Source organism: Arthrobacter sp. Cza30, from assembly GCF_059090765.1.
In genome coordinates this window covers 187,826-201,348 of sequence record NZ_JBNHGA010000005.1, presented here as the reverse complement: position 1 = coordinate 201,348, position 13,523 = coordinate 187,826, and the positions used below count along the sequence as shown (strand labels likewise).

The 13,523-nt window shown below is 69.5% G+C and carries 11 protein-coding genes; 8 read left to right on the top strand and 3 right to left on the bottom strand.

From position 1 onward, the window contains the following. The first annotated feature begins 373 nt into the window (after positions 1–373). From AC5RVZ_RS18185 to AC5RVZ_RS18170, 4 genes are all read left to right on the top strand, one after another. Positions 374–763: a GntR family transcriptional regulator gene (locus AC5RVZ_RS18185; RefSeq protein ID WP_494067165.1), complete on the top strand. Its 390-nt coding sequence runs from the start codon at positions 374–376 to the stop codon at positions 761–763. After that, positions 760–1,686 (top strand): ABC transporter ATP-binding protein, encoded by a 927-nt coding sequence (locus AC5RVZ_RS18180; protein ID WP_494067164.1) that lies wholly within the window; start codon positions 760–762, stop codon positions 1,684–1,686. Before AC5RVZ_RS18185 ends, AC5RVZ_RS18180 begins: the two co-directional genes overlap by 4 nt. A 23-nt stretch (positions 1,687–1,709) precedes the next feature. Beyond that, positions 1,710–2,372 carry a hypothetical protein gene (locus AC5RVZ_RS18175; protein WP_494067163.1) on the top strand — a complete coding sequence of 221 codons (663 nt, stop codon included), beginning with the start codon at positions 1,710–1,712 and terminating at the stop codon, positions 2,370–2,372. A gap of 110 nt (positions 2,373–2,482) precedes the next feature. Next, positions 2,483–3,499, top strand: coding sequence for a 3'-5' exonuclease (locus tag AC5RVZ_RS18170; protein WP_494067162.1), 1,017 nt, complete (start codon positions 2,483–2,485; stop codon positions 3,497–3,499). Positions 3,500–3,539: 40 nt separating this feature from the next. Here AC5RVZ_RS18170 and AC5RVZ_RS18165 read toward each other — a convergent pair whose 3' ends face one another. Continuing rightward, positions 3,540–4,466 (bottom strand): SDR family NAD(P)-dependent oxidoreductase, encoded by a 927-nt coding sequence (locus AC5RVZ_RS18165; RefSeq protein WP_494067161.1) that lies wholly within the window; start codon positions 4,464–4,466, stop codon positions 3,540–3,542. Positions 4,467–4,470: 4 nt separating this feature from the next. Next, positions 4,471–5,685: an ADP-ribosylglycohydrolase family protein gene (locus AC5RVZ_RS18160; protein ID WP_494067160.1), complete on the bottom strand. Its 1,215-nt coding sequence runs from the start codon at positions 5,683–5,685 to the stop codon at positions 4,471–4,473. Between the two features lie 146 nt (positions 5,686–5,831). Between AC5RVZ_RS18160 and AC5RVZ_RS18155 the strand changes: the two genes are divergently transcribed. From AC5RVZ_RS18155 to AC5RVZ_RS18140, 4 genes are all read left to right on the top strand, one after another. Then, positions 5,832–6,884 (top strand): MIP/aquaporin family protein, encoded by a 1,053-nt coding sequence (locus AC5RVZ_RS18155; protein ID WP_494067159.1) that lies wholly within the window; start codon positions 5,832–5,834, stop codon positions 6,882–6,884. Positions 6,885–6,975: 91 nt separating this feature from the next. Beyond that, on the top strand, positions 6,976–8,136 hold the full coding sequence (locus AC5RVZ_RS18150; protein WP_494067158.1) for an exonuclease SbcCD subunit D: 1,161 nt from the start codon (positions 6,976–6,978) through the stop codon (positions 8,134–8,136). After that, the gene (locus AC5RVZ_RS18145; RefSeq protein ID WP_494067157.1) at positions 8,133–11,171 is read left to right on the top strand and encodes an AAA family ATPase; all 3,039 of its coding nucleotides are present in this window, start codon (positions 8,133–8,135) and stop codon (positions 11,169–11,171) included. The genes AC5RVZ_RS18150 and AC5RVZ_RS18145 overlap by 4 nt, the downstream gene beginning before the upstream one ends. 82 nt (positions 11,172–11,253) lie before the next feature. Further along, positions 11,254–12,567: an MFS transporter gene (locus AC5RVZ_RS18140; protein WP_494067156.1), complete on the top strand. Its 1,314-nt coding sequence runs from the start codon at positions 11,254–11,256 to the stop codon at positions 12,565–12,567. Between the two features lie 86 nt (positions 12,568–12,653). Here AC5RVZ_RS18140 and AC5RVZ_RS18135 read toward each other — a convergent pair whose 3' ends face one another. After that, a complete protein-coding gene (locus AC5RVZ_RS18135) occupies positions 12,654–13,367 on the bottom strand; it encodes an IclR family transcriptional regulator (RefSeq protein WP_494067155.1) in 714 nt (237 codons plus the stop codon). Between the last annotated feature and the right edge of the window lie 156 nt (positions 13,368–13,523).

Here is a 13,523-nt window from a genome sequence, read left to right as displayed (position 1 = left end):
CTTCGCACCAGAACTCCTGCCCTAGCCGTTGGTGGCCCACCGGTCCTTAGGGCGACGGACGCCACTCCGCTAACACCCCGCTGCCCTCATGCCATTGGCGGGCAACCGGTGCCAGGCGTCGCCCTCACACCCCTTGACGGGCCCCGCGCCGCCACAGTGGTGCCCTTGAGGTGCACCGCCGCGTGTTGACGAATCCTGCCTGACATTCCCCCCTCGAGCTCGCCTCCGAGCTCCGGGCCGAGCCGGCCGGAAGCCGGCGCCGCACGCCATCCTCGCGTATTGACACGTGCTCCACCCGTTGTATGGTTAACTACATGAGTAATGAACCCCTTCACCGACCAAGCGGTGCAATGGGCCGGGAAAAGAAGCGGCCGTGATCGACGACTCGAAGCCGATCTTCCTCCAGATCGCCGAACGCATTGAGAACGACATTGTGGACGGGACGCTGGCCGAGGAAGGCCAGGTGCCGTCCACCAATGAGTTCGCCGCCTTCTACCGGATCAATCCCGCCACCGCGGCCAAAGGCGTCAACCGCCTGGTCGATGACGGGATTCTGTACAAAAAGCGGGGGATCGGCATGTTCGTAGCCGCCGGAGCCCGCTCCCGTTTAGTGGCCCGCCGGCGCGACGACTTCTACCGCGAGTACGTTCAGCCGATGGCCCGGGAAGCACGAAAACTGGGTATCAGCACCGAACAGCTGACCGCAATGCTCCACCGCACCGAGTCCACCAGCGACATGACAGAGGGAAGCGTGTCCCCATGAACTACCAGAACACACCCGCCATCGAACTGAGGCAGGTGAGCAAGTCCTACCGTGATGCCAAGGCACTGGACAACGTCAGCCTGCGTCTGGAGGGCAACCGGATCTACGGGTTGCTGGGCCGAAACGGCGCCGGCAAGACCACCCTGATGTCGGTGCTCACCGGCCAAGGTCTCCAGAGCAGCGGCGAAGCGCTGGTCTTCGGGCAGCACCCGTATGAAAACGACGCCGTGCTGTCCCGGATCTGCTTCATCCGGGAATCACAGAAGTACCCGGACGATTTCACCCCCCGGCAGGCGTTCAAATCGGCCGCCCTGTTCTTCCGGAACTGGGACCAGGCCTACGCGGACCGGTTGGTCGAGGATTTCCAGCTCCCACCCAAGCGGCGGATCAAGAAGCTTTCCCGCGGCCAGCTCTCCGCCGTCGGCGTGATCATCGGGCTGGCGTCCCGCGCGGAGATAACATTCTTCGACGAGCCGTATCTGGGGCTCGACGCCGTGGCCCGCCAGATCTTCTACGACCGGCTGGTTGAGGACTTCGCCCATCATCCGCGCACCATCATCCTTTCCTCGCACTTGATCGACGAGGTGGCGAACCTGCTGGAGCACGTCGTGCTGATCGACCGCGGCCGGATCGTCATGGACGACGACGCCGAAGCGGTCCGCGGGACGGCCTTCACAGTGTCCGGCAGCGCCGCAGCCGTCAGGTCCTTCGCGGCTGGGCGGGAAGTGCTGCACCGTGAATCGCTGGGCTCGCTGGCCTCGTGGACCATCGACGGCAGGCTGTCGAATGCCGAACGCGTCCAGGCTGCGGAACTCGCTGTGGAGCTGGCGCCGGTGTCGCTCCAACAACTGGTGGTGCGGAAGACCACTGCTGCAACCGATGCCGTCGCCAACGCCCACTCCGAGCTGGAGGTCCTGAAATGAACCGCGTCATCAACGTAGCGCGCATGCAGTTGATCAATAAGTGGACCTTCCTGGGCATCCCCGCCGTGATCCTGCTGGGTTCGTTCCTGGTCACCCTGGCCATCTGGGCGATGATCCCGGCCAGCGGCCAGACGCTACACTCCGGGACGGCGCAAGCGGTGATGTGGTACTTCTTCGCGCTGGGCATCCAATCGCTGACCATGACGTTCCCGTTCTCGCAGGCGATGAGCGTGAGCCGCCGTACCTTCTACCTCGGCACCGTCGGCCTGTTCGCCGTGGTCGCCCTTGCCGTCAGTGTCCTGTACTACCTGCTGGGACTGCTGGAAGTTGCCACCGGCGGCTGGGGCTTCAACGGCCGGCTGTATGCCCTGGGCTGGATCGCCGACAGCAGCCCCGTGGTGCAGATCCTGTTCTACTTCATCGTCATGGTGGCGTTGTTCATGATCGGTTTCTGGTTCGCCACCATCTACAAACGCTGGCAGGCGACCGGGATGTTAATCACATGGGTCGCGATCGCCGTGGTCCTGATCGGCCTGCTCGGCCTGATCGCACGGCAGGGCTGGTGGCCGGCCGTGGGCGGGTGGCTGGTGGCCCAGACCCCGCTGAGCACCTCCGGCTGGACGGCGCTGTTCTGCGCGGCCCTGGCGGGCGGGTCCTACCTGACCCTCCGCCGGGCCACCCCCTGACCCAGCCCTGACCAGCCGGCAGGACGGCGGCCCCAGCGCTCGTGCCGGGGCCGCCGTCGGCGCGTGTTGCGGGCGCAGAACCGTCCGTGCCGTCGCTTAGGGTTGAACGCGTGGCAGTTGACTTCACGGCAATCGATTTCGAGACGGCAAACGGGTTCCGGGGCTCACCATGCTCCGTCGGCTTGAGCAAGGTCCGTGATGGCCGGATCGTCGAGGAAGCCTCCTGGCTGATGCGGCCGCCGGAGGGCTTCGACAACTTCGACCGGCGCAACGTCCAGATCCACGGCATCACCGCGGGCATGGTGGCGGGTAAGCCGCGTTTCGGCGAGATCTTCGCCGACCTGGCAGCCTTCATCGGCTCCGACGTGCTGGTCGCCCACAATGCCGCCTTCGACATGGGCGTGATCCGGTCCGCTCTGGAGGTCTCGGAACTCTCCGGGCCGGCCTACGACTACGCCTGCACCGTGATCCTGTCGCGGCGCAGCTACTCGCTGGTGTCCTATTCCCTGCCGTTCGTGGCCGAGGCCGCAGGCGTGCCGCTGCACAACCACCACGACGCCGTGGCGGACGCGCGGGCCTGCGCCGGCATCATGATCGACATCGCCGGCCGCAACTCGGCCGGCAGCATTCCCGAGCTGCTGACCGCGATGCAGTTGCGCGCCTCGCGCCTGGAGGCCTACCTCCACGGCAGTGCGGCGGTGTCCAAACCCACCCGGACCGCGCTCGAGCGGCAGTCGATGAGTGCGGCCGGGGGTGCGGCGCCGTCGTCGGCCTGGACCTACTGGCCGGACGAGGGGGAGAACCCCGAGCCCAACCACGCTGCCGACGATTCCCACCCGCTGTACGGCCAGACCGTGGTCTTCACCGGCAATCTGGGCCTGTCCCGGCAGGAGGCGAAGAACCGGGCGGCGGAGCTGGGGGCCCGGCCGGCCAGCAACGTCACCCGGAAGACCACCGTGCTCGTCGTCGGCGACGGTTTCGTCGCCTCCGACCTCAAGAGCGGCCGCGTCACCGCCAAGGCCCACAAGGTGCTGCAGCTGCACAGCAAGGGCCAGCAGATCGAGGTGCTCTCCGAAGGCGAGTTTTTGCAGATGATCGGGGGACGCTGGCCCGCGCACAGCGCCTGACCCGCCGTCGTCGACCGGCCGCCCTCGACGGCCGCCGGAGTCAGAGCCGGAGGCGTACCCCGGTGAGTTCCTCGGACAGGTCGATCAGCCGGGAGACGGCGTTGCGCTCGCGGGCGTGCCTCCGCGGCGCGACGACGGCGGTGCGTCCGGTCAGCTGGAACGGTCCGTCCGGTCCCCAGTAGTCGCCGTTGCGGACCTCCTCGCCGGCCGCCGCGTGCACCAGCGGCCGGGCGCCGGCGTCCTTGCCCTGCGCCACCAGCCCGAAGAGCACCCGTTGCCAGCCCGCGGCCGGACGCGACAGCTGCAGGCCCGGCCGGTCCGGGGTGAAGTATTTCCGCGCGTACCCGGGGTGGGCCACCACGGAAGAGACCGGCGACCCCGCCGCCTCCAGCCGGTTCGCCAGCTCGAATCCGAAACTCATCACCGCCAGTTTGGACAGCGCATAGGACCGGTAGCTGGAGTACCGGGCCGGCAGAGCGGCCCGGGAAAAGTCCGGCCGGACCCAGCGGTGACTGATGCTGCCCACATGCACCACGCGGCCGCGGCTGCGGCGCAGCACGGGCATCAGCCCGGCGACGAGCGCGAAGTGGCCCAGGTGGTTGGTGCCGAACTGCAGTTCGAAGCCGTCGGCGGTGAACTGCAGTTTCTGCGAACCGATCACCCCGGCGTTGGCCAGCAGGGCATCGATCCGCCCCCGCTCGGCAAGCTCGCCTGCCGCTTGCCGGACCGAGGCCAGATTGGCAAGATCCAGCTCCTGGAAGTGCACGTCCGCGCCGGGCACCGTGCGGCGGATGGCTTCCATGGCTGCCCGGGCGCGTGCCGCATCACGGGCAGCCATGACCACCGTGGCTCCCGCCGCGGCCAGCTGTTCGCTGGCGAAGTAGCCGAGGCCGGCGCTGGCACCGGTCACGAGGATCGTCTTCCCGTCCTGGCGGGGCAGCGCGGGGGCAGTGCGGCCGTGGTGCACGGGCTCAGCCCTGGGTTTGCGCCAGGAAGCGCTCCGCCATGCCGAGGATGACGTCGGGGGCCTCCAGCGCGGCCAGCCATTCGGCGGGGAGCGCCGCCTCGCCGTAATGGGCGCCCAGGAGGTTCCCGGCGAGGCTGGCGGCCGAGTCGCTGTCGCCGTCGTGATTGATGGCCGCGGCGACGGCCCGGCGGAAGTGGTGCTCCGCCGTCGTGCTGTCCGCCGTCGCCAAGACGGCGTAGAGGGCGATGGCCAGGGCTTCCTCCGCCACCCGGCCCAGGCCCAGCGTGGCGGTCAGCACGGCCGGCTGCACGGGGCCGCGGGCCGACAGCTCGATGGCGGCGCGCAGCCGCCCGGCCAGCTCGGCGGCGGCCGGGTCCTGCTCGGTGCGGGCCAGCATGGCCACGGCGGCGCCGGGCAGCGTGGCCTGTTCGTGCACCAGCAGCCGGATCAGCGTGGCGAACGTTGCCGCGCCCTGGTGCGCCGTCGGATGGCCGTGGGTGAGCGCCGAGCCGTCCGTGGCCAGCCGCTGGACCGTTTGGTCGTCGACGAACGGCAGCAGCCCGAACGGAGCCGACCGGACCACCGTGCCGCAGTCTTTCGAGTCCCGGTTGACCGGGCGCGCCCGCGTTCCCATTTCCCCGGTGGCCAGGCCGGACAGGCAGTCGGCGCCGGGGTCGCGGCGGGCGTGCAGCACCTCCTGTTCGTCGATCCAGCGCGGCTGGGGTTCCGGCGCGTTGTCCGGAAAGCGGCCTTCCTGGGTGGCGTACCAGCGCAGGTAGGCCAGCCAGAGACAGGCGGCTTCGTCGGCGGCGGTACCGGCATTGGCCCATTCCAGCGCCTCGGTCAGCCCGTCGAGGGTATACAGCGTCAGCTGCGTGTCGTCGGAGAAGTGGCCGGGCTCCGCCAGCTGGGAGAAGTCCCGCAGCCCGTCCGCCCCGAAGCGCCCGGCGATCGCGTCGAAGGAGTCGAATTCGACGCCGGCGCCCAACTGGTCCGCCAGGGCGCCTCCGAGCAGGCAGCCGCGCACCCGCGAGGCGAAGTCCGGCACCGCGTGGGCCGTCGTCTCCGGCTGGGTCTCGGGCGGCGGCGGCACGGCGCCGGGAGCCGGCTGGATGGCGCCGGGAGCGGGCTGCATGGTGCCGGGAGGGGGCGGCGCGCTGCCGGCGAAGTCCGGTGCGTCGGCGGAGGGGGAACCGGGGAGCGGGGCATCGTTAGTCACGACTACCAGCTTAGGCGCGGGACCGGGCCTTTCGCCGGGCATCCTTCCCGGGCAGCACCCAGCGTTTTCACAGACCCCAATGCCAGAGTGGAGTAGTTTTGAGTAACCCGCCGGCTGCTGGCCGGCCCTGCAGAAGGACAGTATCCATGGCAGCAGCCCACTCCGCGTCACCGGCTCCGGCCGTCCACGCCGCCCCGCCCCGGCTCGGCGAGGGGCGCAGCTACTCGGCCCGCATCGGCGCCGAAGTGGCAGGTTCGTTCCTGCTCTTTTTCGGCGCCCTGGGGATCGGCATGTTCAATCCGCAGGGCGGCTTCAGCGTTCCCTTCGGCTTCGGCCTGGCCGTCGTTGCCGGCATGCTTGCGTTCGGCCACGTCTCCGGCGGGCACTTCAACCCGGCCATCACGCTGGGCAGCGCGCTCGCGGGCCGGACCTCCTGGAAGTCGGTGCTGCCCTACATCCTGGCGCAGCTGGCCGGCACCTCGCTGGCCGCGGTCGTGCTCTGGGTGATCATGGGCAGCCACCCGGTCAGCGCCCAGTCGGCCGGCGTGTTCACGTCCATCTCCAACGGTTACGCCGGCGGCGACGAACTGGGCTTCTCGATGGCGGGGGTGTTCCTGGCCGAGACCATCGCCACCGGGCTGCTCGTGGCGGTCTACCTCGGTGCCACCTCGTCCCTGGACCGGCTCCGCAGCGCCCCGTACGCGGTCGGGCTTGCGTTCGGCGTGCTGACCGCCGTGATGCTTCCGATTTCCAACGCCGGGCTGAACCCCGCCCGCTCCACGGCCGCGGTGTATTTCGCGGACGGCAGCCCGCTGGCCGAACTGTGGCTGTTCTGGGCTGCCCCGCTGCTCGGTGCGGTGATCGCCGGGCTGCTCTACCGCAGTGCCGAGCTGGTGCCGGGGCCGCGCAAGGCCACCAACGACGGCGATGCACGGGCTGCGTCTTCCGGCGAGCTTGTGGAGGGGAAGACTGCCGCCGGCGGCGGGGCTTCCGCCGGCACGGTGTCGGCCGGATCCGCGGCCGCCGGCTCCGCGGCCACCGGCCCGGCCCCCGGCGGGTCCGCCGCCGGACGTGAGGTTCCTGACGTTGCGGTGGAGGACCAGCCGGACGAGCCGGTGCCGGCGGACGATCAGGGCGCCGCCGAAGCCCGCGACTTCTTTGACCGCAAGCCGAACCGGACACGCCCGGACGGCGAATAACCACACAGCCCCGCGCAACGGCACGTCCCGATTTCGGGACGTGCCGTTGCGCTTGTCCGAAACTGTCCCAGCCGCCGGATAGTTTGGAAATATGAGGTTACTGCACACGTCCGACTGGCACCTGGGCCGTTCTTTCCACGGCGTCGGGATGCTGCAGGCGCAGCACGCATTCGTGGAGCAACTCCTGCAGACAGTGCGCGAGGAGAGCATCGACGTGGTGCTCATCGCGGGCGATGTGTACGACCGCGCGCTGCCCGGTGTAGATGTGGTCAACCTCTTTTCCGATGCCTTGTCGCGCATCCGCGGTGCCGGGGCAACGGTGATCATGACCAGCGGCAACCACGATTCGGCCACCCGGTTGGGCTTCGGCTCCGGCATCTTGGCCCACGGCGGGGTCCATATCCGCGCCCGGCTGGACCAGCTTGCGGACCCGGTGGAGCTGGACCTGGACGGTGCGACCCTTGCCGTGTACGGGATCCCGTACCTTGAGCCGCGGCTGTGCGCGGAGGAGCTGGGCGCGGAGGCTCCCAGCCACACCGCCGTCACGCGGTCGGCGCTGGACCTCGTCCGAGCGGACCTTGAGCAGCGGAGGGCCGGCGGCGCCGTGCATTCCCTGGTCATGGCGCACACCTTTGCCAGCGGCGGCATCACCTCGGACAGCGAACGGGACCTGAGCATCGGGGGAGTGGGAGCGGTCCCGCTGGATTTGTTCGACGGCCTCGACTATGTGGCGCTGGGCCATCTGCACGGGCGCCAGGCGCTGAGCGAAACCGTGCGCTATTCCGGCTCGCCGCTGCCTTATTCGTTCTCCGAGGCCGGACACGAGAAGGGCGGCATCATCCTCGAATTCACCGCGGACGGGCTCGCGTCGGTGGAAAACGTCAGCTGGCCCTCCCCGCGCAAGCTCGCCGTGCTCAAGGGGACCATGCAGGACCTGCTCGAATCGGCGGACCACGCCTGGGCGCAGGACGCCTATTGCCAAATCACGGTCACCGACGACGAACGCCCGGCGAAGGCGATGGAACGGCTGCGGGCGCGCTTTCCCGACACGCTGGTGCTCAACTTCGAACCCGTCTCCGGGCCGCGCCGGGACACCATGAGCTACAGCCAGCGCATCGCCAAGGCCCAGGACGACCTGGAGGTCTGCTGCGGCTTCCTGGACCACGTCCGCTCCCGGCCGGCCGGCGAAGCCGAACGCGCGCTGCTGGCCGATGCGTTGGCCGCCGTGCAGGCAGCGGAGGCCGCGGCATGAGGATCCACCGGCTTCAAATGCAGGCTTTCGGGCCGTTCGCCGCGCGGGAAACCATTGACTTCGACGAGCTGGGAGCGCAGGGGCTGTTCCTGCTCAACGGGCCGACCGGGGCCGGCAAGACCAGCATCCTGGACGCCATCTGTTTTGCGCTGTACGGGTCCGTCCCCGGCGCACGCCAGCAGGGCAAGCGGCTGCGCAGCGACCACGCCGAACCCGGGACCGAGCCGGAAGTCGTGTGCGAATTCTCCGCCCGCGGCAGACGGTTCGAAGTGACCCGCAACCCGCAGTGGGAACGGCCCTCGTCCCGGGCCCGGTCCGGGTCGGTGACGGAGCAGGCGCGCACGCTGTTGCGCGAGAAGATCAATGGGGCCTGGGTCCAGAAAAGCGGCCGCAACGACGAGGCCGCGGCCGAACTGCTGTCCGTCCTGGGCATGAGCCTGGAACAGTTCACCAAGGTAGTCCTGCTGCCCCAAGGCGACTTTGCGGCGTTCCTGCGCGCCGACGCCAGGGAACGCCGGCCGTTGCTGCAGCGCCTGTTCGCGACCGACCGCTATGAGGCGGTGGAGCAGGTCCTGGCGGACGAAGCGGCCAAGGCCCGCTCGGATTACCAGGCCGCGGTGGCAGGATCCGACCACCTGCTCGCGCGGGCAACAGAGGAAGCAGCCCGGCATCTGGCCTCCGACGACATGCCGGACCAGTCAATGCCTGCCGCGGACCTGCTCGCCACGCTTGAGTCCTCGATGGCGTCCGCAGCCGGCTCCGTCCGCGACTTGGCCGAGCGCGGACAAGATGAGCTGGGCCGGCTGCGGGAAACCATCGCCCGGCACGAGCGGGCGCTGGCCGACCACGCGGAATTGGCGGCGCTGGAGAAACTGGCAGCCGGGCACCGCAACGGCGCCGACGGCCACGCCGCGCTGACCGAAACCCTGGCGTCGCACCGGTCCGCGGAACTGCTGGCGTCGCCCATCCGGCACCGGGATCAGGCTGCACTCGCTGTGGAACGTGCCGGTAAAGAATTTTTGGACCGGATCGACGAGGCCGAAGCCCATCCGCTCTTCCCAACATTCGTTTCCCGCCGCCCCGACCCCGATGCCGCGGGACAGGCGCTGCTCGAGGAGGCGGCGGCACAGCTCTCCGCCGAGCTCGGACGAATCCGCGCCCTGCTGCCGGAAGAGCAGCGGTTGCAGGCGGCCGCTGCCGACGTGCGGCGGTTGGAACAGCACGCGGGCCGATTGGCCAAGGACATCGGTGCCGCGGAAACAACCCGGGAACGGCTGGCTGAAGTCGGCCACGGGCTGCAGGAGGAACTGGCCATGCTGTCGGCAGCCTCCGACGACGTCGGCCTGCTCACCGAGCGGCTGGAACAAGCCCGGCAGCTGCGCGACACCGTGGCCGACTACGGCGCCTGCCTGGCCAAGACCGACGAGGCCCGGCGGAACCGCGATGCGGCGCACGCCAGGCAACTTCGGCTCAAGGAAGCCTGGTTGTCGCTGTTGGAACAGCGCCTCGATCAGGCCGCAGCGGAGCTCGCCGCCAACCTTGCAGAGGGAGACCCCTGTCCGGTGTGTGGCGGAACAGAACATCCGCAACCGGCCGCGGCCGCCGGCGGGCATCTGGTCACCCGCGAACAGGAAACAGCAGCCCGGGAGGACCACGCGGCGGCGGAAGCCACGTACTCCAAGGCCCGCGAGGCGTGCGCGGCACTGGAACAGCAACTTTCGGCCCTGGCCTCCCGCGGCGGCGCGACCGACGCCGCCGAAGCGGCCGCCGCCGTCGCCGCCGCCCGTGCCCGTTTGGACGAAGCCGTCGCGGTGAGGGAACGGCGCACAAAACTGCAGGAACGGGCGGCCGCCACGACCGAGCAGCTCGACGAGAACGGCCGGCAGCTGTCGGCTCTGGCCGTGGCCAAGGCCTCCGCCGATTCCGACCTCAAGGCCGGGAGGGAACGCGTGCAGGAACTCGAGCAGAAGCTGCGCGAGGCCGGTCCGGCCGGAGGCAGCCTGCACGAACATGCGGCCTCGCTGTCCCGCCTCGACCAACTGCTGGCCGCTGCCCTGGACGTCTTGGGACAGCACCGCCACTGTGGCAACGCGTTGGAGCAGGCCGACGCCGATCTGGCCTCGGCCATCGGGCAGTCCAGCTTCGCCTCCGAAGACGAAATCCGGGTGTCCCTGCTGGCACCGGCACAGCTGCAGGAACTGCAGCGGCGCCACACTGCCTACGTCGAAGCAGGCCAGCGGCTGCAGGTGCTGGAGTCCTCCGAAGCCGTCGTCCGTGCCCGCACGGCGCTTGAGAAGGGCGAAACGCTGCCGGGGACCGCGGAACTGGACGCGGTACGCGGGGAAGCCGCGGTCCTGGACGGGCTGGTGCAGGAGCACCACGTGCGGCACGGTGTGCTGACTGCGTCGCAGCAACAACTTGCCAGCTACCGCCGGCGTTTCGACGAGGAACAAGTCCGCTTGGCCCCGATCGCGGAACGGCACGAGCTTCTGCAGTCAGTGGCGGACACGGTCAGGGGACTGGGCGAGAACGAACGCAAGATGACGCTCACCACCTACGTCCTGGCTGCGCGTCTCGAGCAGATTGCGGCGGCGGCTTCCGAACGCCTGATTGCCATGACCGACGGGCGGTACACGCTGGTCCACGACGACTCGAAGTCCGGCAACAAGAAGTCGGGCCTGGGATTGCACGTCAGCGACGAATGGACGGGGCAGCGGCGCGACACCTCCACCCTGTCCGGCGGCGAATCCTTTATGGCCTCGCTCGCGCTGGCACTCGGCCTGGCCGACGTAGTGCAGGCAGAGGCAGGCGGCGTGGACATCGAGACGCTGTTCGTCGACGAGGGATTCGGCAGCCTGGATGAGCAGGCGTTGGAACAGGTCATGGATGCGTTGGAGGGACTGCGCGACGGGGGCCGGGTCATCGGCCTGGTCAGCCACGTAGCGGAGATGAAGCAGCGCATCGGCGCTCAGCTCCAAGTCACGAAGGGGCGCCACGGCTCCTCCGTCCGCACCGTGCTCACCGGGGCCGCCTGACCACCGGTATGATGGTTGTGTTATCCGGGTTGTGCGCATCGGGAGGCGGGACGATGCGCGGTTCGAACCAACGGAAAAACCGATGACTGCTTCTGATTCCGGCGCGCCCGCCCAGCAACAAGCCCCCGGCAACGACACCTCCGGCCGCCGACGTCGCAAAACCCGAAACCCCTTCGGCCGCTACGCGCGGCTGGCACGGATGGCCGGAACCTCTTTTCTGGCCATCGGGTTCCTTGCCCGGCTGCCGCTGGCGATGCTCACGGTCGGCGCCCTGACACTGGTCACCGTCAGCACCGGATCCTACGCCTCGGGCGGTTTCGCCGCCGGTGCCGTCGGCATCGGCTCGGCCGCCGGCGCGCCGCTCTTCGGCTATCTTGCCGACCGGGTCGGTCAGCGGCCCGTGCTGCTGGTCGCGGCTGCCGCTCACACGTGTGCCATCGTCGTGCTGCTGACCTGCGTCTACATCGGAGGCAGTGGAGCCGGCCCCGTGGCCGTACTTGCCGCGTCCTTCGCCGTCGGGGCCACCTGTCCGCAGGTCGGCCCGCTGGCGAGGGTGCGCTGGATGGCGATGACCCGCAAAGACAAGCCGGTATTGGACACGGCGCTGTCCTACGAGAGCACCGCCGACGAACTGACGTTTGTGCTCGGACCGGCCCTGGTCGGGCTGCTCGCGGCGCTGATTGCCCCGTGGCTGCCCTTCGTGCTGGCCGCCGCCCTGACCGTTACGATGGTGACCGCCTTCGCCGTCCACCCCACCTACCGTGTGGTCGTCCCGGTGACGCCCGGACTGGTCAAGGCACATCCCGGAGCCGCCGCGGCGGCCTCGCCGGTGCGGATCAACTGGCCGCTGGTCGCCATCCCCGTGCTGGGGATGGTGGCCATGGGCGTGTTCTTCGGCGCAACCCAGAACGCCCTGAGTGCCTTCGGCGGCAGCTTCGGCGCGGCCGACACCGCCGGTTTGCTGTATGCGCTGCTGGGCCTGACGTCGGCCTTCGGTGCGCTGTCCGTGGCCTACTGGCCCGCACGGTGGAAACATTCGAGCCGCTGGGTCGTGTGCGCGGCGGCGATGACGGCGTTCTGCGTCCTGCTGCTGCTGCCCGCCGAAGTGCTGCCGATGATTCTCGTGCTGCTGGTGGTCGGCGTGCCCGTCGGACCCACCATGGTCACCATCTACGGCATCGGAAGCCTGGTCGCTCCGGATGAGCGGCTCGGCACGGTGATGACGCTGCTCGCCAGCGGCGTCGTCCTCGGCTCTGCCATCGGTTCGGCGGTAGCCGGTGCGCTGGCCGAGAACCTGGGACACTCCGGCGCGTTCCTGGTGTCGATTGCCGCCTCAGCCATGCTGCTGGTGCTTGGCTTGGTCGCTGCCGCCGTCGTCCGGCGCCGGGACGCCTGACCGCCGGGACGCCAGACCGCCGCCCGCCTGCTGCCGGGCCGCCCGCCTGTTGCCGCAGCCATCCGCCGCCGCGGGGCGTGGCGGGCTCAGTGCAGCTCCGCCTCGATGACCGCGGCTGAGCGCTTCAGTGCCTCCGCAATTTGCTCATCCGGTGTGTCGGTCCGGATATAGACCACGGCCACGGCAGCCGGGAGCTGGCCCGGGACGGTGACCGGCACGGCCACCGACGAGACGCCGGGGATGACCTCGTCATGGCTGATGGCATACCCGGCGTCCTTGGCGAGCCGCGCCTCCGGGCGGATCGGCTGTCCCGGAGCATGCTGCTCCCACTGGTCCCGGGTCAGGGCCGACTGGATGGCGATGCCCGGGGCTCCCGCCGCGAAGGAATGCCGGGTGCCCGGACGCTGCACCAGCGCCGTCGTATGCCGCGGCTCCACGGTCAGCAGCGTCACGCAGTCGTGCTGGTCCCAGACCGCGATAAAGGCCGTCATCATCAGGTCGTTGGCCAGTGCTGTCAGCTCCGGCAGCGCCGCCGACTGCAGGTCCCGCGAAACACCCCGGGCGAGCGCGGCCAGGCCCGGCCCCGCCTGCACCCTGCCAGCCGAATCGCGCATCAGCAGCGAATGGTCCTCGAGCGTGCGCAGGATCCGGTAGGCGACCGACCGGTGCACCCCCAACGCGTCGGACAACTCGGCGATCGTCATCGGCGACGGCGCCTCCGCCAGGATCTCCAGGGCCCTGATGCCGCGCGACAGGGTCTGCGAGTGGGCCGGGGCGGGTTTGATGGGGGTCTGGCTCATCGGTACATCCTCTGGAAAAGTCCTGCACGGGAGTTGCTCCGGGAACCGGCCAAAGTGTCCTGTGCCGGCCCTCACGACCCATTGTTCTATATCGGGACAAAGCGTCCAACTATAGAACGCGACGGGCGGTGCTGCCCGCTACCGCTAGGCCTGCGG

Excerpts from the sequence above, each read along its gene's own strand:
- AC5RVZ_RS18155 (WP_494067159.1), top strand. The coding sequence starts at position 5,832 with ATGGCAGCAGCCCACTCCGCGTCACCGGCTCCGGCCGTCCACGCCGCC.
- AC5RVZ_RS18180 (WP_494067164.1), top strand. The coding sequence starts at position 760 with ATGAACTACCAGAACACACCCGCCATCGAACTGAGGCAGGTGAGCAAG.
- AC5RVZ_RS18175 (WP_494067163.1), top strand. The coding sequence starts at position 1,710 with ATGCAGTTGATCAATAAGTGGACCTTCCTGGGCATCCCCGCCGTGATC.
- AC5RVZ_RS18145 (WP_494067157.1), top strand. The coding sequence starts at position 8,133 with ATGAGGATCCACCGGCTTCAAATGCAGGCTTTCGGGCCGTTCGCCGCG.
- AC5RVZ_RS18150 (WP_494067158.1), top strand. The coding sequence starts at position 6,976 with ATGAGGTTACTGCACACGTCCGACTGGCACCTGGGCCGTTCTTTCCAC.
- AC5RVZ_RS18135 (WP_494067155.1), bottom strand. The coding sequence starts at position 13,367 with ATGAGCCAGACCCCCATCAAACCCGCCCCGGCCCACTCGCAGACCCTG.
- AC5RVZ_RS18140 (WP_494067156.1), top strand. The coding sequence starts at position 11,254 with ATGACTGCTTCTGATTCCGGCGCGCCCGCCCAGCAACAAGCCCCCGGC.